Source organism: Duganella sp. P38 (assembly GCF_050859475.1).
In the GTDB taxonomy this organism is placed as follows: domain Bacteria; phylum Pseudomonadota; class Gammaproteobacteria; order Burkholderiales; family Burkholderiaceae_D; genus Rugamonas.
Genome location: NZ_CP193936.1, coordinates 3831455 through 3852348 on the forward strand (window position 1 = coordinate 3831455; position 20894 = coordinate 3852348).

A 20894-nucleotide genomic window follows, 5' to 3' on the forward strand; every position below is an offset into this window, starting at 1 on the left:
GACGCGGAAAGGCGAATCATCATGCAGCAAATAGTCGGTCTTCTCATAGTTTTGGCCAGTGTGTTCGGCGGCTTCTTCATGATGGGCGGTGCCTTCCATCAGATCTGGCAGCCCATCGAGCTGATCGTCATCGCCGGCGCCGGCATCGGCGCGCTGGTCATCGGCAACCCGAGCCACGTGCTGAAGGAGATGATGACGCAGATTAAAAAAATCATCACCAAGAAGAAATACGACTCCGAGTTCCAGCGTCAGTTGCTGCTGCTGATGTATGAACTGCTGCAACTGGCGGCCGGCGGCCTGAAGGCGCTCGACGCCCACGTCGAGGCGCCGAAGGACAGCCCACTGTTCCAGCGCTACCCGCGCGTGCTGGAAGAGCCGAAGCTGCTGGCCTTCATCGTCGACAACTTCCGCCTGATGGCGATGGGCAAGATCAACGCCCACGAGCTCGAAGGCGTGCTGGAGCAGGAACTGGAAGCCATCCACACCGAGCTGGAACAGCCGGCCAAGTCGCTCGGCAAGATCGGCGAGGCGATGCCGGGCTTCGGCATTCTGGCCGCCGTGCTCGGCATCGTGATCACCATGAACACCGTCAACGAGGGCGCGACCTCGGGCGAGATCGCCGAGCACGTCGGCGCGGCCATGGTCGGCACCTTCATCGGTATTTTCTTCTGCTACGGCCTGATCGACCCGCTGTGCAATATGATGAAACAGCTGATCAATTCGGAAGCGTCGAACAAGGAAACCGTCAAGGTGGTGCTGGTCACCCACGTGGCCGGCAAGCCGCCGCTGCTGGCGATCGACGCCGGCCGCCGCCTGGTGGCGCTCAACATCAAGCCGAGCTTCGCCCAGCTGGAGCGTTGGATCAATGACCTGGAAGGCCGCGACAGCGCGCCAGCCGATGACTCGCGTCGTGGAGGCCGTGGTGCTAAAGCCGCATGACAAGGCGCATGACCAGACCATCGTCAAGCGCGGTGGCGGCAAGCACAAGCACGACGACCACGGCGGCGCCTGGAAGGTAGCGTTTGCCGACTTCTGTCTCGCGCTGATGTGTTTGTTCCTGGTGCTGTGGCTGATGGCGGCGCGTAACACCGAGTCGCTGGAACAGATCCTGACCGAGGCCGACGGCGCCAAGACCGACCAGGGCAAGGGCGTCATGCCGGAGCAGGTCGGCGGCCCGCGCGGCAGCCTGATCGACCGCTTCCCGATGCCGCACTTCGGCAACACCGAATCCGACGGCAAGCAAAAATCCAAGGCCGAGGACAGCGACGAGCCGACCAAGGAACCTGCCGACGCGCCAAACACGGCGCAATCGTCCAAGGTCAGGTACGACAGCCCGGACGACCTGCAGGCGCTGTCGAAGGCGCTGACCAGGATGAGCGCCGAGTTCGGCCTGACGTCGAACCTGGAGGCCGTCATCACGCCCTACGGCTTGCGCGTGATGCTGCACGACACCGACCGCCAGGGCATGTTCGTGCGCGGCAGCGCCGTGCCGACCGACAAGTTCCGCGCGCTGCTGCGCAAGATGGGCCCGCTGTTCAAGCAGATGGAAAACCAGATGCTGATCGTCGGCCACACCGATTCGCTGCAGTACGCCGACACCAGCTACGCCGCCTTTTCCAACTGGACACTGTCGGCCAACCGCGCCATGTCGGCCCGCTCGCAGCTGCTGGCCGGCTCGATGAACCCGGAATCGGTATTGCAGGTGGTCGGCATGGCCGACCGCGCGCCGCTCGACATCAAGCGCGCCGACGCCGGCGTCAACCGCCGCATCGAGCTGCTGATCCTGACCACGGCCCAGGCCAAGACCATCGCCGCCATGTTCGGCATGCCGGACAGCAGCGATCCGCTGATCCACGATGTGAACACCGCGCTGCCCGACCCGACGCTGCTGCAGAAGCTGCGCAACCAGCTGACCGGCAAGCCGGAGAACAGCCCGTTGCGCGACCCGCGCCACAATAAATAAGACTGACGTATGGAAACCAAGCCAACACGAGGCACCCGTATGAGAATCACGACATCGACACCGGACGGCATGGCCGTCCAGCGCGTGGCCGAGACCGCGCCGGCCGACGTGGCCGAAGCGCCTGCCGCGCCCTCGCCCGCCCCGCTGCAATCGGCGGTCATGCAGCCGGCGCTGCAAGCGATGAAGGACATGCCCGACATCGACCAGGCCAGGGTCGACATGCTGCGCGACGCGCTGGCCAAGGGCGAGCTGCCGTTCGACCCGGCCAAGCTGGCCGGCCTGATCCAGCGCTTCCATGGGAGCGAGCAGTGAATATCCGCAGCATGAGCCGGCAGGACGCGATGCGCGCACTGCTGGCCGGGATCGCCGCCGACCTGGTCGCCTACCCGCAGCTGCAACAGCTGCTGCGCCAGCAGTTCGAGGCGGCGCTCGGCCACAGGGCGGCCGAACTGGGCGCCGCCGCCGAGGCTATCAGCACGCTAGTTGACGCAATGCAGCAACGGCGCGCCGAACGCGTGGCGCTGGCACAACGTTTAGTTGGTGAAACTGGCAATATGGCCCAGGCCTTCGCCTTGCTCAAAAGCCCGACCCGGGAGAAAATGGAAGCTGACTGGGCATCGCTGGAAACCGCGGTGACCGAATGCAAGCGACTCAGCAAGCGCAACGGCGATTTGCTGGCCGAGCAATACACCATTTTGCAGCGCGTGCTGCACGGCGAGGAACAACTGTATGCGCCAACTTAGTGGCATGACCGGGATGCAGGCCACCGCACCCACCGCCGCCACCGTCTCGAACATCAGCGCCAGCCGCCCGGCCGCGGCGCTGGGCGGCTTTGCGCCGGCCGGTGCCTTCGATTCCGCCATGCAGGTGCAGGCCGATGTCGCCGCCTATATCGCCAACGGCGACGGCGGCTTGCGCGCGGACGCCGCCCCCTCCTCCCAGGCCATGAGTTTGCAGGCGATGGCGCTGCGCAACCGCGGCAGCGCCAGCCTCGACGACGACGGCAGCGGCGTCGACCGCGACACCCAGATGCAATTCCTGGCCTCGATCAAGCCATGGGCGCAGGAAACCGCCGGCAAGCTGGGCGTGGCGCCCGAGCTGGTGGCCGCCCACGCCGCGCTCGAATCGGGCTGGGGCAGGCAGCCGCTGAAAAACGGCGTCGCCAACGCCAACAACCTGTTCGGCATCAAGGCCGGCGCCAGCTGGCAGGGCGACGTCGCTGTCGCCAGCACCACCGAATACGAACACGGCGCCATGCTGAAGAAGACCGAGCGCTTCCGCAGCTACCCGGACACCGCCAGCGCCTTCCGCGACTATGCCGATCTGCTGACCAGCAATCCGCGCTACGCGGCCGCCCTCAACACCGGCAGCGACGCCCGCGCCTTCGCCAGCGGCCTGGCGCGCGCAGGCTATGCCACCGACCCCAATTATGCAGACAAGCTGAGCAAGGTAGCCGCGCAATTACAGCGCAGCCTCGGCGCTACTCCGACGGAGAACTAGCTGTGACCGGCAACGTGACGGGTTCCACCGTGGCCGCGCCGCTGACCCGGGCGCGGATCACCGTGCCATTCGAATTGCGCACGCGGATGGTGTCGCCGCGGCCGCCGGCGTCGAGCGCGTCGCCGGCCATCGTCACCTCGATCTGCTGGTGGCGCGCGATGATGCGCACCGGCTCGCCGCGCTTGACCAGCGTCGGCGACATCAGCACATTCTTCCTCAACACCTCGCCGGCGCGCAGGCTGCGCTTGCCGCTCATGCCGACCGCCTCCTGCGGATCGCCGATGCTGTCGGTGATCGCCGACACATCGTGGCGCTCCAGCAACACATCTTCGTCTGCAAGAACTTTCCCTGCCGCCAAGTCATTTGCCATCACTGCAATGCGCGCGCTCACTTGCGCGCGCACGATGAATTCGTACCGCCAGCCGTTAGCGCCGGCGCAGACCGCCACGAAACGCATGCGCGCCGGCGTGCGCGTATCGGCCCCCTGCGCCGTCACCGGGCCGCTGCAGCCCGTCAGCGGCCGGGTTCCGGGCACCACCGACACAGTAAATTGCGGCTCGCTCAGGCCGTTGCCCTCGGCCCAGCGCGCGACCTGCTGGCGCGCGGCGGCGGCCACGATGGCCGGCACCTGGTCGGCCGCGACCGGGCCGTTGGCGGCCAGCGCCGAAGAAAATGGAATGCAACATAGCAACATTCCAGCCGAAACAGTTACAATAGATTTGTTGAACATGGGCAATACCTCTACTATGATGCCGGAGACGGTGGCGCTGGCAAGCGCCCGGCCGTCATTCTACATGGCAGGTAGCGCTTGTCGATGATCGTGTTTTACCGCAACGTCCACACAGGGGAAGATTATGGGCATTAACTTCAAAGATGCAGCGGGCGTGCATGGCGACGCGCTGGCCTTGCGTTCCGAGCGCACCCGCATCCTGGCAGCCAACATCGCCAACGAGAACACGCCCGGCTTCCAGGCGCAGGACATGGACTTCGCCGCCACCATGGCCAATGTCCGGGCCGAGGGCAACGGCGAACTCGGCGACGGCGGCGACAGCGCGCTGATGTACCGCGTGCCGTTCCACCCGACCCGCGACGGCAATACCGTCGAGATCGGCGTCGAGCAGGCGGCGTTCTCGCAGAACGCCACCGATTTCCAGACCAGCCTGACCTTCGTCAACATGAAGTTCAAGGGCCTGGCCAAGGCCATCGCCGGCCAGTAATCGAGGAGCACTCCGTATGTCCTTCAAGAATATTTCCGAGATCGCCGGCTCGGCCATGGCGGCCCAGTCGGTACGGCTCAATACCATCGCCAGCAACCTGGCCAACGCCGATTCGGTGGCCGCCACCGAGGGCGACACCTACCGCGCGCGCAAGCCGGTGTTTGCCGCCGTCATGAGCGACAGCCCGCAGGGCATGAACAGCGCAGGCGGCAAGGTGCAGGTGCTCGACGTGGTCGAATCGGCCGAGCCGCTGCGCCAGGTCTACGAGCCGGGCAACCCGATGGCCAATGCCGAAGGCATGGTGTTCTACCCCAACGTCAACCAGGTGGCCGAGATGACCGACATGATGTCGGCCTCGCGCGCCTTCGAGACCAATGTTGAAGTCCTGGGCCGCATCCGCACGATGCAGCAATCCCTCCTTAAACTCGGCGAAGGCTAAGTCATGGCAGTCAGTCTCCTTAACAACAACACCAGCTCGTCGGCAACGACCGGCACCAGCATCACCGGCAACACCGCCAGTGAGGCGTCGGACATGTTCACCAAGCTGCTGGTGGCGCAGATCCAGAACCAGGACCCGCTGTCGCCGACCGATCCGGCGCAATTCGTCCAACAGCTGACCCAGCTGTCGCAGACCGAAACGCTGCAAAACCTGACCAATGTGACGTCGGCCAGCGCCAGCGTGCTTGCAAAGCATGCAGGTGCTGGCGCTGGGCGCACAGGTCGGCTCGAACGTGATGGCGGAAACCACCACGGTCAAGCTGGACGGCACGACCAAGGTCAGCGGCCAGACCACGCTGGCGGCGTCGAGCGCCACCACCAACCTGGTGCTAACCGGCGCCGACGGCACCAAATACACCGTCAAGCTCGGCACGCAGGCGCCCGGCGATGTCAGCTTCAGCATCGACCCGAAGGCGCTCGGCATTCCCGAGGGCAGCTACAGCATGGCGGTGGAAACCTCCAGCAAGGAAACCCCGACCATCGACATCCAGGGCCGCCTGAACAGCGTGCGCCTGTCGGCCACCGGCGCCGTGGTGCTGAGCGTCTCCAATATTGGAGAAACCAGCCCGGCTGCCGTTACCGCTTTCAACGGTCCCGCGACCGCCTCCGCTTCTGCCACCCAATCTAGTCTCTAAAGGAAGGTATCCGTCATGAGTTTCGATATCGCATTGTCTGGCATTCAAGCCATTAACGATTCGCTGGACGTCACCAGCCACAACATCGCCAACGCCGGCACCTACGGCTACAAGTCGAGCCGCGCCAACTTCTCGTCGCTGGTGGCGGGCACCCAGGTGACCGGTGTGATGGTCGGTTCGACCACGCAGAACATCGGCCTGCAGGGCGGCGTGCTGAACACCGGCCGCTCGATGGACGCCTCGATCAATGGCCGCGGCTTCTTCATCGCCCGCGACGCCTCGACCGGCGAAACCCAGTACACCCGCGTCGGCATCTTCAGCGCCTCGAAAGACGGCTTCCTGACCGACGCCTCGGGCCGCAAGATCCAGGGCTACTCGGTGGACGGCAAGACCGGCACCATGGGCGCGCTGGGCGACCTGGCGATCCCGACCGGCTCGATCCCGGCCGTGGTGTCGAGCGAAGTCAACTACGTGGGCAACCTGTCGGCCGACTGGACCGTACCGGCCACCACCTGGAACGACGCCGCCGTGACGCCAGCCACGCCGCCGGACCCGTCGACCTTCAATATGTCGAAAGCCACCGTCATCTACGATTCGCTGGGCGGCAAGCACACGCTGACGCAGTACTTCGTGCGCTCCGGCACCACGGCTGCGCCGACCGCCAACTCGGTCGACGTCCACTACGTGCTGGACGGCAAACCAGTCACCACCGTCTCGCCGGCCACCACGCCGCTGACCTTCAACGCCACCACCGGCGCGATGAACCCGATCGCCCCGGCCAATAACTACGAGCTGTCGCTGGACCTGTCGGGCGTCGCGCTGAGCAACGGCGGCAAGCTGGGCACCGTGGCGGTCGACTACAGCGGCACCACCGGCTTCGCCGGCGAAGCCACCACCTCGACCAACAACGCCGACGGCTACGCGGCCGGCAACTACACCGGCGTCTCGCTGGCCGAGGACGGTTCGGTCGTGGCCAGCTACACCAACGGCCAGAAGCAGACCATCGGCCGCCTGGCGATCGCCACCTTCCCGGACGAGGGCGCGCTGACCGCCGTCAGCGACACCGCCTGGATCACCTCGATCAACTCGGGCGAACCGCTGGTCAACACGCCGGGCGTCGGCATGGGCGGCACGCTGACCGTCAGCTCGCTGGAGCAGTCGAACGTCGACATCACGTCCGAGCTGGTCGGCCTGATGACCTCGCAGCGCAACTACCAGGCCAACTCCAAGGTCATCCAGACCGAGAGCACCATGATGCAAGCGCTGATGCAGGCGATCTAAGGACAAGCATGGATGCGCTGATTTACACCGCCATGAGCGGGGCCGAACGGGCCCTGCGCGGCCAACAGGTCCACGCCAACAACCTGGCCAACGCCGACACCAACGGCTTCCGCGCCAACATGGAACAGTCGGCCGCGCAAACCGTCAACGGCTACGGCTACGACGACCGCCACATGTCGCAACTGCAGGCCAACAGCGTCTCGACCAAGCCGGGCGTGATGAAAAGCACCGGCCGCGACCTCGACGTCGCGGTGGCCGGCGACGGCTTTCTGACCGTGCAGACCGGCGCCGGCGAGGCCTACACCCGCGCCGGCGCCATGGTGCTGGACGAGAACGGCACGCTGCGCGTCAACGGCAACGTGGTGCTGGGCGAAGGCGGCCCGATCACGCTGCCCGAGTACACCCGCATCGACATCGGCAACGACGGCACCATTTCCATCCAGGCGCCGGGCACGACCACGATGCAGACCATCGACAAGCTGCGCCTGGTCAAGGCCGAGGCGTCCGAGCTGACCAAGAACGAAGCCGGCCTGATCGTCGCGCGCGACGGCAATCCGTTGCCGACCGACCCGACCGTGGTGGTGCGTCCGGGCCACCTCGAAGGCAGCAATGTTTCGGCGGTGGAAGAGATGGTCTCCGTGATGAGCCTCAACCGCGCGTTTGAAATCCAGATGAAGCTGTTCTCGTCGAGCGACTCGATGGTCCAGGCCGGCAACCGCCTGATCAGCGGCAGCTAAACTCATATCAGCAGGGAGAAATCATGAATCCAGCAATGTGGATCAGCAAGACCGGCGTGCAGGCGCAGGACCAGAAACTGCAAACCATCGCCAACAACCTGGCCAACGCCAACACCGTCGGCTTCAAGCGCGACCGCGTGGTCTTCGAAGACCTGTTCTACTCGGTCGAGCAGCAGCCGGGCGCGCAGCGCGCCGACAACAACACGCTGGCGCCGTCCGGCGTGCAGCTGGGTAACGGCGTGCACATGGTCGGCACGCAGAAAGTGTTCACCCAGGGCATCCTGCAAACCACCAGCCGCGAGCTCGACATCTCGGTCATGGGCAACGGCTTCCTGTCGGTGCGCCAGCCCGACGGCACCACCGCCTACACCCGCGCCGGCCAGTTGCAGGTCGACGCCAACGGCATCCTGGTCAACGCCCAGGGCCTGCCGCTGATCCCGCAGATCACCATCCCGGCCAACGCCACCGCGCTGAGCATCGGCGAAGATGGCACCGTCTCGGCCAAGGTGGCCGACAACGTCGCGCCGCAGCAGCTGGGCCAGCTGACCCTGACCTCGTTCATCAACCCGACCGGCCTGCTGGCGCTGGGCGAGAACCTGTTTGCCGAAACGCCGTCGTCGGGCACGCCGACCGAAGGCCAGCCGGGCACCGCGCAATGGGGCAAGATCAAGCAGGGCACGCTGGAAGGCTCGAACGTGCAGGTGGTCGAGGAAATGGTCGACATGATCGCAGCCCAGCGCACCTACGAGATGAACACCAAGGTGCTGTCGGCTGCCGACAATATGCTGCAGTACCTGTCGCAGGCGGCGCGCTGATGAAATCCGCCGTCACCGCCCTGCTCGCGACGCTGTCGCTGGCCGGCTGCGCCGCACTGCAGCCGCCGGCGGTGCGCCCCGGCCCGTCCGACGAGCCGCCCGCGGTCAACCGCAGCAGCGTGCCGCGCGGCGTCTCCGGCGGCGTGTTCAGCCCGGACCTGGGCCTGTCGCTGACCTCGGACAGCCGCGCCTTCCGCGTCGGCGACATCGTCACCGTCAACCTGCAGGAAACCACGCAGGCCAGCAAGAAGGCCGGCACCAGCTACTCGAAGGAGTCGGCCGACAACATCAATGCGCCGCTGTTGCTGGGCAAGACCTTCCCGAAAGCCGGCGTCGGCCTGGGCGCTTCCAACAGCTTCGCCGGCGACGCCACCAGCACCCAGCAAAACGCGCTGACCGGCGCCATCACCGTGATCGTGCAGGAAGTGCTGCCGAACGGCCTGCTGCGCGTGTCCGGCGAAAAACCCTGACCCTGAACAACGGCGAGGAATTCGTCCGCCTGCGCGGCTACCTGCGCGCGGCCGACATCGACGCCGACAACCAGGTGTCGTCGCAACGCATCGCCAATGCCCGCATCGCCTACTCGGCGCAAGGCACGCTGGCCGATACCCAGCAGCCGGGTTGGCTGTCGCGCTTCTTCAACGGCCCGTTGATGCCGTTCTAAGGTGAATTCATGAATTTCCGCAAGCTTATCGCCCTGACCCTGGCCCTCAGCCTGACGCTGGGCGCCACCGCGCCGGCGCAGGCCGCGCAGGCGCTGCGCAACCTGGTCGCCATCGAAGGCGTGCGCGACAATCCGCTGGTCGGCTACGGCCTGGTGGTCGGCCTGAACGGCAGCGGCGACTCGACCCAGGTCAAGTTTTCCAGCCAGTCGGTGATCAATATGCTCAAGCAGTTCGGCGTCAAGGTGCCGGACGGCACCGACGCCAAGTCGAAGAACGTCGCCACCGTGATGGTGTCGGCGGTGTTCCCGCCCGGCTACCGCAAGGGCCAGAGCATCGACGTCACCGTCTCCTCGATGGGCGACGCCAAGAGCCTGCGCGGCGGCGCCCTGCTGCTGACGCCGCTGCGCGCGGCCGACGGCGAGGTGTATGCGCTGGCGCAGGGCAATGTGGTGGTGGGCGGCTTCAGCGCCCAGGGCAAGTCCGGCTCGTCGATCACCGTCAACACGCCGACCTCGGGCCGGATTCCAAGCGGCGCCAACATTGAGCGCGAAATCCCGACCGACTTCACCAGCAAGCCGACCGTGCGCCTGTCGCTGCGCCACCCGCACTTCCAGACCGCGATCAATATTGTCGATTCGATCAACAAGCGCTTCGGCGACATCGCCACCGCCAGCGACGCCACCAGCGTCGACGTGGTGGCGCCCGCCAACCCGACCCAGCGCGTGGCCTTCATGGCCAAGCTGGAGGCGATGAACGTCGACGTCGGCGTCGACGCGCCGCGCGTGGTGTTCAATTCGCGCACCGGCACCGTGGTGATCGCCGAGGGCCTGCGCGTGCGCGCGGCCGCCGTCACCCACGGCTCGCTGAAGGTAGTGATTTCCGAATCGACCAAGGTCAGCCAGCCGAACGCGCTGGCCGGCGGCCAGACCGTGGCCGCGCCGCAGTCGCAGGTCAGCGCCGACCAGGGGCCGGCGCAGATGTTCAACTGGCCGGCCGGCGCCAAGCTGCAAACCATCATCGACGTGGTCAACAGCCTGGGCGCGACGCCGGACGACATCATGGCCATCCTGCAGGCGCTGGACCAGGCCGGCGCCATCGAAGGCGAACTGGTCGTTATTTAAGGATACCCATGAGCTACGACAACAGCCAGTTCTCCCCCGCCCGCCTGCTGGCCAACGGCACCGCCGGCCAGCTGAGCCCGAACGCGGTGGCGGCCCAGCCGGCGCAGCCGGGCGACCCGGTCGATCCGGCCTACCGCGCCAAGGCCACCGAGGCGGCGGTCAAGTTTGAAAGTTTCTTCATCGGCAAGATGCTGCACCAGATGCGCGAAGGCACGCGCGCGTTTGCCGCCGACGACAGCCCAAGCAAGAGCCGCATCAACGACGATATGCTGGACATGGCCGACAACCTGGTGGCCGACCAGCTGGCCAATCGCCGCGCCTTCGGCGTGGCCGACGCCATCCTGCGCCAGTTATTGCCACAACAGCAAGCGGCGGCCGTGAACAGTGTTGCCGGCTCGCAAAATTTAAGCGCGACACCGTCGAAAACGCTTAATCAGCAGCAATAATCGGTCGCCTCTTACTGATATCGGACCGGTGGGCGCCAGCCCTGTTGCAGTCACCCACGGGCCCTTCGGACTTCACCAGGAAAGACCCGCTACATGACCATCACCTACAACGCTTTGTCGGGCGCCCTGGCCGCCCAGGCTGCCCTGAACACCGTCAGTCAGAATATCGCCAACTCGCAAACCAAGGGTTACACCCGCCAGGGCGCGCTGCTGCAGGCGATCGCCTCGGACGCCGGTTCCATGTCGCCGGGCAACGGCGTGCAAGTGGGCGCGCTGCTGCGCTTTAGCGACAGCTACAAATCGCAGGCCATGTGGCGCGCCAATTCCGACCTCGGCTCGCGCCAGCAAGTGCAGCCTTACCTGACCCAGATGGAAAAGGTAATGAGCGACAGCAAGGCCAGCATCAGCTATGGCATCGACAACTTCTTCAAGGCGCTCAACGCGGCCGGCGTCGACCCGACCTCGTCGCCGCTGCGCCAGCAGGTGATCACCTCGGCCGATTCGATGGCGCAGCAGATCAACTCGATCTACAACGTCACCTCGAACCAGCTGCTGTCGATCCAGCAGCAGCAAACCGCGATGCTGCCGTCGATTAACGAGGCGCTGGCCGGCATCGCCGCGCTGAACCAGCAGATCGTCGCGGTCGGCGCCAACGGCACCAACACCTCGGCGCTGATCGACAAGCGCGACCAGCTGATCGACGGCGTCGCCGCGCAGGTGGCGGTGGAAGTGCTGGACAACCCGGACGGTACCACCAGCGTGTCGCTGAAGAGCGGCGAGCCGCTGGTGGTGTCCAACATGGCCGCCACGCTGGCCTACACCACCGCGGCCGGCGCCACCACGCTGACGCTGAAATTCGCCACCAGCACCTTCAAGCTGGACGACACCAAGGTCGGCGGCCAGCTGGGCGGCCTGGGCAGCTACCGCGACACCACGCTGCAACCGCTGCGCGCCAATATCCGCGAAATCGCCGAGCAGATGGCCACCAAGATCAATGACGTGCTGAAGGCCGGCTCCAAGGGCGACGCCGATCCGGCCGTGCCGGGCGACACCGGCACCCCGGGCATCGACCTGTTCGTCTTCAACGACGCCAGCTCGACCGGCCTGCTGAAGATTGCCGCCGGCTTCACCACCGCCGACCTCGGCGTTCTCCAGCGACGGCACCCAGGGCGACAGCGCCAACCTGCAAAAACTGATCGACGTCAAGGGCGAGCCGATCGCCCTGACCGGCCTCGGCAACGTGCTGCTGAGCGACGCCGACACCCAGATCGTCGGCAAGCTGGGCATCGTCAGCCAGCAGAACCAGTCGCAGCTGACCACCGCCACCACGATCCGCAGCCAGTCCGAAGACGACTGGAAGTCGACCAGCGCCGTCAATACCGACGAGGAAGCCATCAACCTGATGGAATTCCAGAATATGTACCAAGCGAACATGAAGGTGATTGCCGTGGCCAACACGCTGTTCGAGTCCACGCTGCAAATGTTCAACTAAGGAGTAGCCTGAATGCGTATCGCCACTGCCCAGTTCCAGGCCACGATGACCCGCGGCCTGCAGTTCAACCAGAGCGCGCTGTCGTCGCTGACCACCCGCATCGCCAGCGGCAACAAGATCGACGTGCCGTCGGACGATCCGATCACCGCCGTGCGCCTGTCGCGCCTGGACCGCGAGGAAGCGCTGGTCGGCCAGTACCGCAGCAACATCGCCTCGATCAAGATCCGCCTGGCCACCAACGAAACCTATCTGCAAAGCATGGCCAACGACATCACGCAGAGCCACGACCTGCTGGTCTGGGCCTCGGACGCCAGCAACACGCCGGACGACCTGAAGTCGATGGTCAGCACGCTCGAGGCGCTGCGCGACAGCCTGTACTACTCGGCCAACCAGAAGGACCAGGAAGGCCGCTATGTATTCTCGGGTACGCTGACCGGCACGCCGGCCATGAAAATCGACGCCACCCAGCCGCCCGGCTCGCGCTACTCGTTCTCCGGCAACACCAACGAGCAGAAATCGGTGATCGGCAACGGCATCACGCAGACCGTCAACGTCGACGTCAAGGGCCTGGAGTCGCTGCTCAACCAGATGGACGCCACCATTGCCGCGCTGAACGAGGACCCGGCCGCGCCGGTGGACAAGGCCACCGCGCTGAAACAGAATATGGACGGCGCCATGGCCACGCTGGACCTGATCGCCGGCAAGATCGCGGCGTTCGGCGGCGCCCAGAACGTCATGGCCACGCTCGACAGCAATCACGCCAACGTCAGCCTGTCGAACCAGACCGCGATCCTCGACCTCGGCTCGCTGGACGTGGCCGGCGCCGTCACTGAGCTGAACGGCTACAACACCGCGCTGCAAGCCTCGTACAAGGCGTACTCGAAGATCAGCAGCCTGTCGTTGTTCAACGTCCTGTAACTTCCCTGCTTCCGTCCGCGTATGCAAATCACGTCCACCTCCACGCCGCAAGTCCTGGTTCCCGGCACCCAGGCCGGTAACAACGCGGGCAATGCCACCGCGGTGGACGGCACCTCGCTGGGGCTGAACGGCCAGAACGCCGCCACCAGCACGCCGGTCAACCCGACGCCGACCTCGGCCGCCCCGCTGCGCCGCGGCCTGAGCAACTGGGACCAGCCGTTGCAAAAAGACATTTCCGGCGCCCAGCAGGCGCTGGACTTCCTCGAACAAAGCGCCGGCCAGCTGCGCAGCCTGAAGGCCGACCTCAGCGCCCGCCTGGCCAACCGCCAGCGCACCGACGGCACGCTGGAGGCGCGCGTGCGCCAGTTCAGCAACAGCTGGCGCAACCGCAACAGCGCCACCGGCGGCACGCTCGACGCCCAGCTCAAATTCAACAGCAAGGGCAGCGAAACCAGCTTTACCGTGCGCGGCATGAGCCTGGCCAACCTGCGCAACGGCGGCCGCGAAGTGATCGCGGTGTCGGTCGGCGGCGGCCAGAACGTCCGTTCGGTCGTGCTCGAAGCCGGCCTCAGCGACGCGCAGATCGCCCAGCGCTTCGACGAGGCGCTGGCGCCGGCCGGCGTGCGCACCCGCGTCAACGACGACGGCCAGCTGGAGTTTTCCACGCCGGAGTCGCAATGGACCACCGTGCGCGACACCATCGCCGTGCAGGGCGGCGGCATCCGCTTCCCGACCGGCGCGCTGAACCGCGTGAAGGCCGAGGCCGCGGCGCCGCAGATCGAGCCGGACAACTGGCAGGTGCTGGACGCCGAATCGATCCGCGCCACGTTGGCGCAGGTGGTGGGCGCGCTGGCCAAGATCGAGCAGTCGATCGCCACCGTGCGCCAGGCGCTGGCCCAGGTGGCCGCGCGCGTGCAGAACGCGGCGCCGGCCGACACCCGCAGCGGCATGGACCAGGTGGCGCAGAACTTCGTCACCACCACCAGGCAGCCCGGCTACCAGTCGCTGCTGTCGATCACCTCGGCGCTGGCCGGCATCAGCCGCGACCGCGTGCTGTCGCTGCTCGGCCTGCGCAACTAGTGCAGTAGGCTCAGGCCGCGCTTGGCCAGCGCCGCCAGCTCGCCGGCCGGCAGCGCGCCGGCAAACACATAGCCCTGCGCGTAGTCGCAGCCGGCCATCGACAGCAGCCCGCTCTGCGCGCTGGTTTCCACGCCCTCCGCCACCACCCGCAGCCCCAGCTTGTGCGCCATGACGATCAGCGCCTCGCACATCGCCAGGTCGCCGCTGTCGTACACCATGTGCTGGATGAAGCTGTGGTCGAGCTTGAGCAGGTCGATGCCGAAATGCTTGAGGTGCGACAGCGACGAGTAGCCGGTGCCGAAGTTGTCCAGCGCCACCTGCAAGCCCATCTCGCGCAAGTCGCGCAGGCGCTCGGCGGCGCGCGCCGAGCCATCCATCAGCACGCCCTCGGTAATTTCCAGCACGATGCTGCGCGGCGGCAGGCCGAGCTGGGTGGCGTGCTTCAGCCAGTCGACATACACGGCGGTATCGCCGCGCAGCTGCGCCGCCGACTGGTTGATGCTGACCTGGAAGCTGGCGCCCAGCGCATCCTGCCAGTCGCGCGCCTGGCGCGCCGCTTGGCGGAACACCCAGTCGCCGATTTCCAGCATCAGGCCGCCGGATTCGGCAAACGGCAGGAACTCGGCCGGCGTCAGCAGGCCGCGCTGCGGGTGGCGCCAGCGCAGCAGCGCCTCGGCCCGCTCGATCTTGCCGCTGCGCAGGTTGACGATCGGCTGGTAGTGCAGCTCGAACTGCTCGTGCTGCAGCGCCGTGCGCAGGTCCAGCGTCACCTGCTGGCGCGCCTGCGCCGCCAGCTGCAAGTCGCGGGTGAAATAGCTGTAGCGGTTGCGCCCGCTCTGCTTGGCGGCGTACATCGCCTGGTCGGCGCTGCGCAGCAGCTCGTCCGGCGCGGCGGCGTCGGCCGGGTACATGGCGATGCCGACGCTGGCCGAAATCGACGGCTGCGCCGTGCCCAGCGCGAACGGCCGGTTCAGCATGGCCAGCAGGTTCTGGGCGATGCGGTCGACCACGCTGGCCTGCTCCAGCCCCGCCAGGATCACGGTGAATTCGTCGCCGCCCAGCCGCGCCACCGTGTCCGAGCTGCGCACGCCACGGCCGATGCGGCGCGCCGCCTCCACCAGCAGCGCGTCGCCCTGCGCGTGGCCGAGCGTGTCGTTGACCTGCTTGAAGCCGTCGAGGTCGATGAACAGCAGCGCCAGCAGCGAGCCGTCGCGGCGCGCCTTCTTCAGTTCCTGGCCGAGCCGGTCCTGGAACATATGGCGGTTCGGCAGCGCGGTCAGCGCGTCGAAATTCGCTTGCTGCCAGATCAGCTCGGCGGAGGCGCGGCTGGCGGTGATGTCGCTGACCAGCGCCAGCGCGCCGCGGTAGGCGCCGTCGCCGTCGAAAATGGGATTGGTGGCCAGCGTGGCCCACAGGTCGCTGCCATCCTTGCGGATGAACTTGAACTCGTGGCGCTCGGCCATGCCCTGCTGGCGGCGCGCGATATTGCGCTCGAGGATGGCGCGGCCCTCCTCGTCCATGAAGGCCACCAGCGGCTGCTCCAGCATCTCCTCGATCGCGTAGCCGAGCATCTGCGCCATCTTCGGATTGACGAAGCTGGTGCGAGCGGCGGCGTCGATTTCCCAGATGCCTTCCTCGGCGTTGTGGACGATGCGGCGGAAACGCTCCTCGCTGCGTTCGAGCGCGGCCAGCTTGCCCTCGGCCAGCTCCAGCACCACCCGCACGCCCTGGCCGCCGGTGTCGGCGCTGGCGCGCAGCGACACCGGAAAGCCCTGCTGTCCGCGGCTGCGCTGCAGCTGCAGGTTGCACTGCTCGGGCTGGGCGCTGTTGACGGCGCGCCGCAGCCAGCGGTCGAAGTCGTCCAGGAAGCGCGGCGCGACGAACTGGCGCAGCGTGGCGCGCTCCGGATTGGCGCGGGGCAGCTCCAGCAGGTCGGCGCCCACCACGTTCATCTGCACGATGGTGCTGTCGAACGACAGCACGAAATAGCCGACCGGCGCCAGCAGGTAGATATCATTGAAGCCGGCCGGCTCGGCGGGCTGGTCCGCCGTAGCGTAAGGCGTGAGCGCGGCCGGGTCGGTCAGCACCGACAAGCCCGGCAGTTCAGCGTGCAGAGTCTTCTCCATACACCCCTTCGTTGATGTCTTTAGACTAACATCAAGCCACGGCGATGTCGAGAAAACCGGCTACCGGGAGCGGTGCGCGCGGTTCAAGCGTTGTTCCGCGCGCCGTTGCAGCGCCTCGAACAGCAGGCTCAGCGCCCAATAGATGGCGGCCGCCGCCAGGTACAGCGGCAAGGGCTGGAAGGTGGTGGAAATGACTTCCTTGGTCGCCAGCATCAGCTCGGTCAGCGTGATGACCGACACCAGCGAGGTGTCCTTGATCAGGCTGATCAGCGTGTTGCTCATGGCCGGCACGGCCACCCGCAGCGCCTGCGGCAGCACCACGTGGTACAGCGTCGGCCAGTAGCCCAGGCCGAGGCTGTAGCTGGCCGCCCACTGCCCGCGGGGCACGGCAGCGACGGCGCCGCGCAGGCTTTCGGACAGGAAGGCGCCCGAGTTCAGACTCAGCGCCAGAATGCCGGCCGTCACCGGCGGCAACTCGACGCCGACACTGGGCAGGCCGTAATAGAGGACGAACATCTGCACCAGCAGCGGCGTGCCACGCATCAGGCTGACATAGACGTTGGCCGGCCACGCCAGCAGGCGCTGCGGCAGCATGCGCAGCAGCGCCACCGGGAAACCGATCAACAGGCCGCCGACCATCGCCGCCAGCGCGAACAGCACCGTATAGCCGGCGCCGCGCAGCATCACCGGCGCAGCCTCGCGCAGCAGCTCCAGCCACGCCATCGCTTACGGCGCCTTGCTGACGTCGACGCCGAACCACTTGACCGAGATCGCCTTCAGGCTGCCATCGGCTGCCGCCTCTTCCAGCGCCTTGTTCAGCGCCTGCCTGAATGCCGGATTGCCCTTCCTGAACGGGATGCCCATGCGCTCGGTCGCGCCGACCTGGGCGCCGGCCTTGATCGGCAGCCTGGAAATCTTCAGCAGGTAGGCCGACATCAGGCTGTCATTGAGCGCGGCGTCGATGCGGCCGGCCGCCAGGTCCGCCATGGTGTCCGGCGCCGCCGCATAGCTGCGCACCTCGATGCCGGGCACCGCCCTGGCCTGCTGCTCATAGACGCTGCCCTGCCCCACGCCCAGCTTCTTGCCCTTGAGATCGGCCAGCGATTTGTAGGCGGCGGTCTCGTTGTTGCGCACGATCAGTTGCGGCATCGAATAAATATACGGCTGCGAGAAATCGAAAGCCTGCTCGCGCTTGGGATTGATGCCCACCTGCGAAATGATCACGTCGTATTTATTGGCGGCCAGCCCGGCCAGAATGCTGGCCCACTCGCTGCTGACAAACTCCACCTTGACGCCCAGCTTCGCCGCCAGCAGCCTGGCCACATCGACGTCGTAGCCGGCCAGCGCGCCGGTCTTTTCCTTGTAATTGAATGGCGGATACGTGCCTTCCAGCGCCACCTTCAGCGTGCCGCGCGCCTTGACCGTGTCCAGCAGATCGGCGGCGCCGGCCGGCAGCGCCACAGCGAGCACCAGCGCCAGTAAAAATTCGCGTTTGAGCATGGAAATCCTTTCAAGGTGGACGCCAAGGCCGCAGCCTACCACGCGCCCATGCGGCGACGCCGGCCGAAGTCATGGCCGACGACCAGGATGGAACTCGCGATCAGGCCGCTGAGCCCGATCAACAACTGCACCAGCTTATCATCGGGCAGCACCCAGATGCGGCCCGGCGGCGCCTCGCCGACGTGCGCGGCGGCCATGATCAGCGGCGCCACCCATGCGGCTTCTTCGGTCACGTCCAGCACGATGTGGCCGTCCTGCGTGGTCTGCATATAGATCTCGCCGCCCTCGGCCAGCGTAAAGCACACGCCATAGCCGGTTTCGTGCTGGCCGATGTGCTGTTGCAGCGCCTGGTTGTGCTCCTCGACCCAGAGTTCCACGTCTGCCGGTGTTTCCAGCGGGCTCCATGGCACCGGCCGGAAACGTGGCGGATTAATATCTTGCATACCTGTCCCTTAATCTCTCAGCCGACAGTGTAATCGATAGGAGGACACAGCATGAAGAGCCAGCACTATGTATCCGAGTTTGAGCAGTTCATGGACAGCTTCCTGCACCAGCATCCGGAAGTGGAACGCGACCAGGTGCGCGCCTGGCGCCGCTGGTGGACCATCCCGGTCCGGCCCGGGGTGGACAACCGCCAGGACGAGGTGCCGCGCTCGCCGTACTACTACGATTAGCCTTTCCAGGTGCGCTGCAGGCCGGTATCGGCATGGATCCAGCCGCCGCGCGGACCGGCGCGGTAGTAGAAGCCGACGCCGCCCTGACGGAAACTCTTGACCAGCCCGCCCAGCACATCGGAATTCAGATTGGCGATGCGGATGTCGGCCGCCCGGCCGACCATGTGCAGCGACTGGCGCGCGGCCGGCACGCCCGCCTCGCGCAGCTTGCTGTTGGACGCCGGCGTGCGGTAGCCGGACAGGATCTCCAGCGGCCCCTCGATGCCGTAGCGCTGCACGAAGGCCTGCGTGCCCCACAAGGTTTCGAACAACTTGGGATCGATGTTGCGGGTTTCGTTGCCGCCGTTGACGTCCCGCATCAGGTGGCACAAATCCTCGTAAGCCGACTGGATGATCTCGCCATCGCGCCAGTACAGCAGCTTGGCTCTTTCCTTGCTGGCCGGGCGCACCACCTCGATGGTGCGCGGCCGCAGCCAGAACTCCAGGTCCAGCGCCTGGGCGTCGAAAATATCCGGTGGTGGTTCCAGCATGCCGCTGCCCGACGGCGCCGACTGCTCGGAAGCGCGCGCCATCTGCCGGGCCGGCTGCGGCGTGCTGGTTGTCATGTTGCTATGCCGCAATGGAGCGCTGGTCGAAGCGCAACCAATCAAAGGCACAGACAAGAAGCTGGCGGCAGTCAGGCCGACGCCCCGCTGAATGAAATCTCTGCGCGATGCCATAGTTTATCCATGAAAAGCAATGTTGCTACTATAGCCTATGCGGAGGGAAGCACAAACCGCCTTAACTTACGCTTAAGAAATGATACAGCTGTACGGATGACTCAGGCATTGTGTATCGGAAACTGCTTTTGCTGCATAGTTATATATTTTACTGATGGCTGGCATTCCAACAATAAAGTATCCATATATGATGCGACGCAGTATAGTTCAGTCATACCAGATTGTTTTCCCGACGAACTAATTCATTGGAGTCCATTATGATCATCCGTTCCATTATCGCCCTCGGCCTGATTTCGCTGTCCACCCTCAACCCAGCCAGCGCAGCGACCGATTCGCGCCTGGCCGCCGGCGACTGCGAAGCCCCTGCGTACCGTAGCGCATGGCAAGACGACGAACTGCAAGGCAATGTGAAACTGGCCGTGCTGGTGGACGCCAAAGGCAATGTGCAGGAAACCAAGGTGATCTCGTCGAGCGGCCACGTCGCCCTGGACAAAGCCTCGCTGCGCGCCAGCACCGGCTGCAAATTCCAGCCGGCCGCCAACGGCGCCGCACCGGTCTGGGCCCAGGTGCAATACAAATGGGTTCTGAACTAAGTGCGGCTCATGCTGCCCACCGCGCCGGCTCCTGAATCAATGCCGCGCGCGGTTCGTCCAGCAGATACCCTTGCACCAGTAGTGACACGCCTGCGGCCGCGCTGATTTCGCGCAGAGCCGCCAGGTGTTGCGGTGTTTCGACCCGCTTGAACACCACCGCCACCCGGGCAGCAGCGCAACGCTGCAGCAGTTGTTCCAGTCCCGCCCTGTCCTGTAATTCCCGCGCATCGAGCTTGAAGGCATCCGGCCGCAAGCGATCCAGCACGCCAGACGCCGCATGCGGACTGTTGACGTTGACCGCGAAGCGGAAGCCATTGCGGCGATAATTGTCCGACACATAATTCAACAGCCAGCCCTGCTGCGGCGTCGCTGCCGGCAGTTGCAGCACCACGCGCTCCAGCGGCAGTTCCAGCGCATCGAGGATGCGGCGGAAAGCGTGGCCGTGATTGCTGCTGACCGCGCTCAGCAGACGGTCGTGCACGTTCAGGTAGAGGTCGGCGCCCGGGGCGCTGGCCTGGCGGAAGAAATTAATCGCATGCAGCATCCGGCACAGCCGGTCGAGCTCGATCGACTCATCGTCGCTGGCCGCGTGGTCAAGCAGCTTCCACAGCGACAGCCCCTGGTCCTGCGCCGACACGCTGCGCGCCAGCCCCTCGTAGGCCTGCACCGCGCCGCTGTCGAGCTGGCGGATGGGCTGGAACGCGCTGCTCATGGTGCAATTGAAAAACCGCCCTTGCGCCTTGCCCTCGTGATCGAGCCAGATGCTGGAAGCGGCGCCGGTGGCGTCGGATAAACGCGCCAGGTACTTCTGCAGGATGGGAAATGACATGGAATTCCTCTTGGGATACTGACAATGTCGACAGCGTATGCGCGCCGGCAGCAAAGCAGAACGAATGCTTTCGCCTATGGATATG

The 20894-nt window shown here is 65.9% G+C and carries 25 protein-coding genes and 3 pseudogenes; 21 read left to right on the forward strand and 7 right to left on the reverse strand.

Annotation, left to right across the window (positions count from 1 at the left end; genetic code table 11):
• Nucleotides 1–21 precede the first annotated feature (21 nt).
• Genes motA through ACRQ5J_RS17785 form a run of 5 tightly spaced genes read left to right on the forward strand, consistent with a single transcriptional unit; the run spans nt 22 to nt 3463 of the window.
• Complete coding sequence (gene motA, locus ACRQ5J_RS17765) at nt 22–939, forward strand: flagellar motor stator protein MotA (protein WP_432378501.1); 918 nt, start codon at nt 22–24, stop codon at nt 937–939.
• Nucleotides 899–1963: a flagellar motor protein MotB gene (locus ACRQ5J_RS17770; protein ID WP_432378503.1), complete on the forward strand. Its 1065-nt coding sequence runs from the start codon at nt 899–901 to the stop codon at nt 1961–1963. Before motA ends, ACRQ5J_RS17770 begins: the two co-directional genes overlap by 41 nt.
• A 39-nt stretch (nt 1964–2002) precedes the next feature.
• Nucleotides 2003–2275, forward strand: a complete 273-nt coding sequence (locus ACRQ5J_RS17775) for a flagellar biosynthesis anti-sigma factor FlgM (protein ID WP_432378505.1) — start codon at nt 2003–2005, stop codon at nt 2273–2275.
• Complete coding sequence (gene flgN / locus ACRQ5J_RS17780; RefSeq protein ID WP_432378507.1) at nt 2272–2706, forward strand: flagellar export chaperone FlgN; 435 nt, start codon at nt 2272–2274, stop codon at nt 2704–2706. Before ACRQ5J_RS17775 ends, flgN begins: the two co-directional genes overlap by 4 nt.
• The gene (locus ACRQ5J_RS17785) at nt 2693–3463 is read left to right on the forward strand and encodes a glycoside hydrolase family 73 protein (protein WP_432378509.1); all 771 of its coding nucleotides are present in this window, start codon (nt 2693–2695) and stop codon (nt 3461–3463) included. Before flgN ends, ACRQ5J_RS17785 begins: the two co-directional genes overlap by 14 nt.
• On the opposite strand, the gene flgA is transcribed toward ACRQ5J_RS17785, so the two are convergent.
• Nucleotides 3444–4157, reverse strand: coding sequence for a flagellar basal body P-ring formation chaperone FlgA (flgA, locus tag ACRQ5J_RS17790; RefSeq protein WP_432378511.1), 714 nt, complete (start codon nt 4155–4157; stop codon nt 3444–3446). The genes ACRQ5J_RS17785 and flgA overlap by 20 nt on opposite strands.
• A 160-nt stretch (nt 4158–4317) precedes the next feature.
• Here flgA and flgB point away from each other — a divergent pair, with 160 nt between their 5' ends.
• The 14 genes and pseudogenes from flgB to ACRQ5J_RS17860 all read left to right on the forward strand — a co-directional run bounded on the left by flgB (nt 4318) and on the right by ACRQ5J_RS17860 (nt 14368).
• Entirely contained in the window at nt 4318–4680 is a 363-nt protein-coding gene (flgB, locus tag ACRQ5J_RS17795; RefSeq protein ID WP_432378513.1) for a flagellar basal body rod protein FlgB, read from the forward strand.
• Between the two features lie 16 nt (nt 4681–4696).
• Complete coding sequence (gene flgC / locus ACRQ5J_RS17800; RefSeq protein ID WP_090178962.1) at nt 4697–5119, forward strand: flagellar basal body rod protein FlgC; 423 nt, start codon at nt 4697–4699, stop codon at nt 5117–5119.
• Between the two features lie 3 nt (nt 5120–5122).
• Nucleotides 5123–5278 (forward strand): annotated as a pseudogene (locus ACRQ5J_RS17805) (flagellar hook capping FlgD N-terminal domain-containing protein); the annotation flags it as partial.
• Nucleotides 5279–5372: 94 nt separating this feature from the next.
• Nucleotides 5373–5813 (forward strand): FlgD immunoglobulin-like domain containing protein, encoded by a 441-nt coding sequence (locus ACRQ5J_RS17810; RefSeq protein ID WP_432383678.1) that lies wholly within the window; start codon nt 5373–5375, stop codon nt 5811–5813.
• Nucleotides 5814–5828: 15 nt separating this feature from the next.
• Nucleotides 5829–7094: a flagellar hook protein FlgE gene (locus tag ACRQ5J_RS17815; RefSeq protein ID WP_432378515.1), complete on the forward strand. Its 1266-nt coding sequence runs from the start codon at nt 5829–5831 to the stop codon at nt 7092–7094.
• An 8-nt stretch (nt 7095–7102) separates the two neighbouring features.
• Nucleotides 7103–7831: a flagellar basal-body rod protein FlgF gene (gene flgF, locus ACRQ5J_RS17820; RefSeq protein WP_432378517.1), complete on the forward strand. Its 729-nt coding sequence runs from the start codon at nt 7103–7105 to the stop codon at nt 7829–7831.
• A 23-nt stretch (nt 7832–7854) separates the two neighbouring features.
• The gene (flgG, locus tag ACRQ5J_RS17825) at nt 7855–8646 is read left to right on the forward strand and encodes a flagellar basal-body rod protein FlgG (protein WP_432378519.1); all 792 of its coding nucleotides are present in this window, start codon (nt 7855–7857) and stop codon (nt 8644–8646) included.
• A pseudogene (gene flgH / locus ACRQ5J_RS17830) lies at nt 8646–9310 on the forward strand (flagellar basal body L-ring protein FlgH). The gene flgG and the pseudogene flgH overlap by 1 nt, the downstream one beginning before the upstream one ends.
• A gap of 9 nt (nt 9311–9319) precedes the next feature.
• Entirely contained in the window at nt 9320–10432 is a 1113-nt protein-coding gene (locus tag ACRQ5J_RS17835; RefSeq protein ID WP_432378521.1) for a flagellar basal body P-ring protein FlgI, read from the forward strand.
• Nucleotides 10433–10440: 8 nt separating this feature from the next.
• Nucleotides 10441–10878 (forward strand): rod-binding protein, encoded by a 438-nt coding sequence (locus ACRQ5J_RS17840; protein WP_432378523.1) that lies wholly within the window; start codon nt 10441–10443, stop codon nt 10876–10878.
• Nucleotides 10879–10971: 93 nt separating this feature from the next.
• Nucleotides 10972–11847 (forward strand): annotated as a pseudogene (gene flgK, locus ACRQ5J_RS17845) (flagellar hook-associated protein FlgK); the annotation flags it as partial.
• 145 nt (nt 11848–11992) lie between these two features.
• The gene (locus tag ACRQ5J_RS17850; protein ID WP_432378525.1) at nt 11993–12370 is read left to right on the forward strand and encodes a flagellar basal body rod C-terminal domain-containing protein; all 378 of its coding nucleotides are present in this window, start codon (nt 11993–11995) and stop codon (nt 12368–12370) included.
• Nucleotides 12371–12382: 12 nt separating this feature from the next.
• Nucleotides 12383–13288: a flagellar hook-associated protein FlgL gene (gene flgL, locus ACRQ5J_RS17855; protein WP_432378527.1), complete on the forward strand. Its 906-nt coding sequence runs from the start codon at nt 12383–12385 to the stop codon at nt 13286–13288.
• A 21-nt stretch (nt 13289–13309) separates the two neighbouring features.
• Nucleotides 13310–14368, forward strand: coding sequence for a hypothetical protein (locus tag ACRQ5J_RS17860; protein WP_432378529.1), 1059 nt, complete (start codon nt 13310–13312; stop codon nt 14366–14368).
• Here the strand turns inward: ACRQ5J_RS17860 and ACRQ5J_RS17865 are convergent.
• From ACRQ5J_RS17865 to ACRQ5J_RS17880, 4 genes are read right to left on the reverse strand one after another with little or no spacing between them, the layout of a single operon-like run.
• Nucleotides 14365–16494 carry a putative bifunctional diguanylate cyclase/phosphodiesterase gene (locus ACRQ5J_RS17865; protein WP_432378531.1) on the reverse strand — a complete coding sequence of 710 codons (2130 nt, stop codon included), beginning with the start codon at nt 16492–16494 and terminating at the stop codon, nt 14365–14367. The two genes, ACRQ5J_RS17860 and ACRQ5J_RS17865, sit on opposite strands and share 4 nt — an antisense overlap.
• A gap of 60 nt (nt 16495–16554) precedes the next feature.
• The gene (locus tag ACRQ5J_RS17870; RefSeq protein WP_432378533.1) at nt 16555–17217 is read right to left on the reverse strand and encodes an amino acid ABC transporter permease; all 663 of its coding nucleotides are present in this window, start codon (nt 17215–17217) and stop codon (nt 16555–16557) included.
• 3 nt (nt 17218–17220) lie between these two features.
• Entirely contained in the window at nt 17221–17994 is a 774-nt protein-coding gene (locus ACRQ5J_RS17875; protein ID WP_432378535.1) for a transporter substrate-binding domain-containing protein, read from the reverse strand.
• Nucleotides 17995–18029: 35 nt separating this feature from the next.
• Nucleotides 18030–18437: a hypothetical protein gene (locus tag ACRQ5J_RS17880; protein WP_432378537.1), complete on the reverse strand. Its 408-nt coding sequence runs from the start codon at nt 18435–18437 to the stop codon at nt 18030–18032.
• A 51-nt stretch (nt 18438–18488) separates the two neighbouring features.
• On the opposite strand from ACRQ5J_RS17880, the gene ACRQ5J_RS17885 reads away from it, so the two are divergent.
• Complete coding sequence (locus ACRQ5J_RS17885; RefSeq protein WP_432378539.1) at nt 18489–18668, forward strand: DUF3460 family protein; 180 nt, start codon at nt 18489–18491, stop codon at nt 18666–18668.
• On the opposite strand, the gene ACRQ5J_RS17890 is transcribed toward ACRQ5J_RS17885, so the two are convergent.
• Nucleotides 18665–19240 (reverse strand): YcbK family protein, encoded by a 576-nt coding sequence (locus ACRQ5J_RS17890; RefSeq protein WP_432383679.1) that lies wholly within the window; start codon nt 19238–19240, stop codon nt 18665–18667. The two genes, ACRQ5J_RS17885 and ACRQ5J_RS17890, sit on opposite strands and share 4 nt — an antisense overlap.
• 404 nt (nt 19241–19644) lie before the next feature.
• Here ACRQ5J_RS17890 and ACRQ5J_RS17895 point away from each other — a divergent pair, with 404 nt between their 5' ends.
• Entirely contained in the window at nt 19645–19980 is a 336-nt protein-coding gene (locus tag ACRQ5J_RS17895) for an energy transducer TonB (RefSeq protein WP_432378541.1), read from the forward strand.
• Between the two features lie 7 nt (nt 19981–19987).
• Here the strand turns inward: ACRQ5J_RS17895 and ACRQ5J_RS17900 are convergent, their stop codons facing one another.
• Complete coding sequence (locus tag ACRQ5J_RS17900) at nt 19988–20809, reverse strand: EAL domain-containing protein (protein WP_432378543.1); 822 nt, start codon at nt 20807–20809, stop codon at nt 19988–19990.
• Between the last annotated feature and the right edge of the window lie 85 nt (nt 20810–20894).

Coding starts and splice junctions, on each gene's coding strand:
- motA (WP_432378501.1), top strand. CDS start 22: ATGCAGCAAATAGTCGGTCTTCTCATAGTTTTGGCCAGTGTGTTCGGC.
- ACRQ5J_RS17770 (WP_432378503.1), top strand. CDS start 899: ATGACTCGCGTCGTGGAGGCCGTGGTGCTAAAGCCGCATGACAAGGCG.
- ACRQ5J_RS17775 (WP_432378505.1), top strand. CDS start 2,003: ATGAGAATCACGACATCGACACCGGACGGCATGGCCGTCCAGCGCGTG.
- ACRQ5J_RS17785 (WP_432378509.1), top strand. CDS start 2,693: ATGCGCCAACTTAGTGGCATGACCGGGATGCAGGCCACCGCACCCACC.
- flgA (WP_432378511.1), bottom strand. CDS start 4,157: ATGTTGCTATGTTGCATTCCATTTTCTTCGGCGCTGGCCGCCAACGGC.
- flgB (WP_432378513.1), top strand. CDS start 4,318: ATGGGCATTAACTTCAAAGATGCAGCGGGCGTGCATGGCGACGCGCTG.
- flgC (WP_090178962.1), top strand. CDS start 4,697: ATGTCCTTCAAGAATATTTCCGAGATCGCCGGCTCGGCCATGGCGGCC.
- ACRQ5J_RS17810 (WP_432383678.1), top strand. CDS start 5,373: ATGCAGGTGCTGGCGCTGGGCGCACAGGTCGGCTCGAACGTGATGGCG.
- ACRQ5J_RS17815 (WP_432378515.1), top strand. CDS start 5,829: ATGAGTTTCGATATCGCATTGTCTGGCATTCAAGCCATTAACGATTCG.
- flgF (WP_432378517.1), top strand. CDS start 7,103: ATGGATGCGCTGATTTACACCGCCATGAGCGGGGCCGAACGGGCCCTG.
- flgG (WP_432378519.1), top strand. CDS start 7,855: ATGAATCCAGCAATGTGGATCAGCAAGACCGGCGTGCAGGCGCAGGAC.
- ACRQ5J_RS17835 (WP_432378521.1), top strand. CDS start 9,320: ATGAATTTCCGCAAGCTTATCGCCCTGACCCTGGCCCTCAGCCTGACG.
- ACRQ5J_RS17840 (WP_432378523.1), top strand. CDS start 10,441: ATGAGCTACGACAACAGCCAGTTCTCCCCCGCCCGCCTGCTGGCCAAC.
- flgL (WP_432378527.1), top strand. CDS start 12,383: ATGCGTATCGCCACTGCCCAGTTCCAGGCCACGATGACCCGCGGCCTG.
- ACRQ5J_RS17860 (WP_432378529.1), top strand. CDS start 13,310: ATGCAAATCACGTCCACCTCCACGCCGCAAGTCCTGGTTCCCGGCACC.
- ACRQ5J_RS17865 (WP_432378531.1), bottom strand. CDS start 16,494: ATGGAGAAGACTCTGCACGCTGAACTGCCGGGCTTGTCGGTGCTGACC.
- ACRQ5J_RS17870 (WP_432378533.1), bottom strand. CDS start 17,217: ATGGCGTGGCTGGAGCTGCTGCGCGAGGCTGCGCCGGTGATGCTGCGC.
- ACRQ5J_RS17875 (WP_432378535.1), bottom strand. CDS start 17,994: ATGCTCAAACGCGAATTTTTACTGGCGCTGGTGCTCGCTGTGGCGCTG.
- ACRQ5J_RS17880 (WP_432378537.1), bottom strand. CDS start 18,437: ATGCAAGATATTAATCCGCCACGTTTCCGGCCGGTGCCATGGAGCCCG.
- ACRQ5J_RS17885 (WP_432378539.1), top strand. CDS start 18,489: ATGAAGAGCCAGCACTATGTATCCGAGTTTGAGCAGTTCATGGACAGC.
- ACRQ5J_RS17890 (WP_432383679.1), bottom strand. CDS start 19,240: ATGGCGCGCGCTTCCGAGCAGTCGGCGCCGTCGGGCAGCGGCATGCTG.
- ACRQ5J_RS17895 (WP_432378541.1), top strand. CDS start 19,645: ATGATCATCCGTTCCATTATCGCCCTCGGCCTGATTTCGCTGTCCACC.
- ACRQ5J_RS17900 (WP_432378543.1), bottom strand. CDS start 20,809: ATGTCATTTCCCATCCTGCAGAAGTACCTGGCGCGTTTATCCGACGCC.